Source organism: Gordonibacter sp. (assembly GCF_036667095.1).
Lineage (GTDB): Bacteria > Actinomycetota > Coriobacteriia > Coriobacteriales > Eggerthellaceae > Gordonibacter.
Window position 1 is genome coordinate 1 of sequence record NZ_JAVWUP010000261.1, and the last position, 2,949, is coordinate 2,949.

At 54.5% G+C, this 2,949-nt stretch carries 4 protein-coding genes; all 4 read right to left on the reverse strand.

Annotated elements, in window-relative coordinates:
- Positions 1–1,266, reverse strand: a 1,266-nt coding sequence (locus RR842_RS13380; RefSeq protein ID WP_332730086.1) for a hypothetical protein, incomplete at its 3' end; no start/stop codon positions are given.
- 258 nt (positions 1,267–1,524) lie between these two features.
- Complete coding sequence (locus RR842_RS13385) at positions 1,525–1,947, reverse strand: hypothetical protein (protein WP_332730087.1); 423 nt, start codon at positions 1,945–1,947, stop codon at positions 1,525–1,527.
- Positions 1,944–2,552 (reverse strand): major tail protein, encoded by a 609-nt coding sequence (locus tag RR842_RS13390; protein WP_332730088.1) that lies wholly within the window; start codon positions 2,550–2,552, stop codon positions 1,944–1,946. Before RR842_RS13390 ends, RR842_RS13385 begins: the two co-directional genes overlap by 4 nt.
- A 15-nt stretch (positions 2,553–2,567) precedes the next feature.
- Positions 2,568–2,897 carry a hypothetical protein gene (locus RR842_RS13395; RefSeq protein ID WP_332730089.1) on the reverse strand — a complete coding sequence of 110 codons (330 nt, stop codon included), beginning with the start codon at positions 2,895–2,897 and terminating at the stop codon, positions 2,568–2,570.
- Positions 2,898–2,949: the final 52 nt, after the last annotated feature.

Genomic DNA, 2,949 nt, shown 5'->3' on the forward strand with positions numbered 1-2,949 from the left:
GGTTGCAAGTTCCTTTTGCTCCGGCGTGAGGTTTCGAAACCACTCCGACGCGCTTTGCATGGCAGGAACGACGGTTTCCAATAGATTCGCCCCAAGTTCCATTACCTGCTCTTTGATAGGCAGCGCCGCCTCTCCTGCATCGGTCATGGCTTGATTGAAGTCGTTTTGCGCGTCGCGCGATTCAAGCAGCGCGCTATTGTTCTCCTGGTACGCTTTCCCGGCCTCGCCGTAAAGCCCATTTAGTGTTTCAGTAACAAGGCTTGCGCGCTCCTGTTCGTCCCCGCAGGCGGCAAGAGCGGCGTTGAATGCGTCTTCCTTCGTGCCGCCATCGTCAACCGCTTGATTGAAAGCGGCTTGCGCGTCGGCGTGCCCCGAAAGCGCGGAGCTCCACGTTTCTGCACTCGCAGTAGACCAGTTGAGCGCATCAGCAAGGCCACCCGTCACGGTGCCTGTGTGCGCCGTCTCCTGTGATGCTTCAGCTAGGTTTTCAATCGGCAGTGCATCGCCGAACGTCGCATAGGCTCCGGCGGCAATATCTGTCCAGGATGCGAGCTCTTGCTCGTTGGTGGTGAGACGCGAGAGGTTTTGCGATGCCTCGGTCGCTGTGTCCGTCTCTCCAAGCAGCCTGTAGAAGTTTGCATAGACACCTTGCGCCTGCTCTGCCGTCCCTCCCGCACTTTCCCATGCGGTTTCTAGCTGGTGGCTCTGCTGTATGTTCTCTTCCTGAGATGAGGCCAACACCGTAAGCGCCGTTGTTGCGCCAACTGCACCGCCCACAATCGTCTTGCCTGCGCCCTCCATACCACGCCCGGCGCGCTCGAACTTATCCGAATTATTTTCGATGGTCTGGCCGAACTTATAAAGCGACGTTTTAGAGGCTTCCGCCTCTTTCGCGGTAGACTTCAAATCGTCGCCGTAGCTTTCGAGTTGCCTCTCGCATTTTAGAATGGAGCGCTGCAATGTGTCGTATTGGCGCTCTTCCTGCTCGGTGAGCTGCACACCACTCTTCTTCTTCTCTTCAAGCTGAGACAAAGCTTGTTTGTAAGCATCGAGCTTGCTCTTCGTCTCCCCGTATGCGCTATTGAGTGCCTTTACTTTCTGCTCAAGAAGCGTTGTGTTGCCAGGGTCTAACTTGAGTGCGCCGTTGATGTCCTTAAGGTCGCCTTGCGTCTCCTTGGCGGCGCTCTGCACCTTCTTCAATGCGCCTTGCAGTTCGGTCGTGTCACCACCAAACTTGATAACGAGGCCTTTATAGGATACGGCCACATCTACACCTCGATTCTCTTTTCAATATTCAGAGCACACGAAGCAACGCGCCGCTTGGGTGCGCTGCCGTCCTATACTCAACCGAAGAAGGTGGCTTCACCTCGCTCCGCGTATTCGTCATCTTCTGCGTAAGCCACCGCATCGTTTACGAACTGCCGCACCTCAAGTACTGCTTCGACCTGTTCTATCGTCAGATAATGAAGGTCTGAAACACTGATACCGCACTGCTGGCATTCGTGTATATAGAGCGCGTCGCAGCTATTCCTTATCTCTTCCGGAACTGGTGGCATCGGGCGCTTCGGCGGCCTTGGCGTCCACGTTCGTTCTCTGACCTGGAAAGAAATTTGCTTCCACGAGCTTCATCACGTCAGAGGCCCAACCATCCCCTCGCGTCATGTCATAGGCATCAGTCGGGAACTTCCCAAGCCATTCGCTAAACCCTTCAAGATTTTGATCTGCCGTCTTCTCGAAGGCCCAAAAGATTTCAAGCAGGGGTGTAATAGCCGGTATGCCAACGTACGAAAGAGATTCAGCGATAACGCCTATAGCCTCGCTGATATCTTTGGGGCGCTTGCCACCGTTTGGCTTGTCGACCTTGAACTCACCCGAATACACAATGGGCGTAAACGCGTTGCACTCCATCTTGTGCTCAATGTCGCCGACTGAAACAACGCGCATCACTGGGCCCCCTTTGCCGGAGTAGCAACTACCTTAGGCGCAACCGCCGTGTCAACCTTGGCGAAGAACTTCTCATAGTCAGCAAGCCCGGTGTAGCTGTCATACCCACTTGTGCGCGTACCACTGGGAAGCTTAACCACGCGCCACGAAAAATCGTAATCGAGTTGGGTGATATCAGGTTTTTCCTCGATACCCTTTGCATTGAGGGACGGCTTAGAGAGCTGGCATTTATACAAACACCGACGCTTCCCCGTGATGTGCCCCGGCTGTTCGCACATGAAGGCAAAGGGGGCCGGGGTTACGTCAGCCGACAAGATCGTTCGCCCGTCTTCGGCAATCTGATAGCCCACGAGCTTGGCGATGAGAGCCCGAAGCTCGGGCGTGCTCTCAACGTCATAGAAGCTCATGGTACCGCTGCCTCCGTTGTCCTGCTGTTTGTCGATCCATACTTCGTTGTCGGCAAAACTCGTCGCGCTCTCAACGCTTGGCTCCATCTTGATTTCAACGGTGCCAGCGACGGGAACCGGAACGTCATACGTCAGCGTATCCTCGTCAGTCATCGGTGCGAAATGGGCGTTTTTAACGCCAAAAAATCCATTGCGTGGCATGTTCTGTGCCTTTCGTTAGTCTTCCACCACGGCGACGCTGTACGCGGTTTCAATTAGTGCCTCCGCGTCTATGAACGTAACCGCCTTTTCGTAGTTGATACCAGCCGCACCAAGCGCGGCTTCTATGTCCTTTTCACGCTTGTAGTCCCGCTCGCTAACGTACAGCGCCACGTCGTATCCCATGAACCGGATGTATTCGGAGTTGTCCGCATATGATGTTTCAGAGAAACCAGCAACAAGACAGATGAAGGGCGGCGAGGGTTCTTCTTCGTTGCGAAACGCCGTATTTGCCCACGGTATTTCAAGCGAATCGAGTGCGGCTGATAAATCTGTGAGTTTATTCATCTTGCCTCGCTACCGCTCACGAACTCTGCGGAAACTTGCTCAAACACATCTG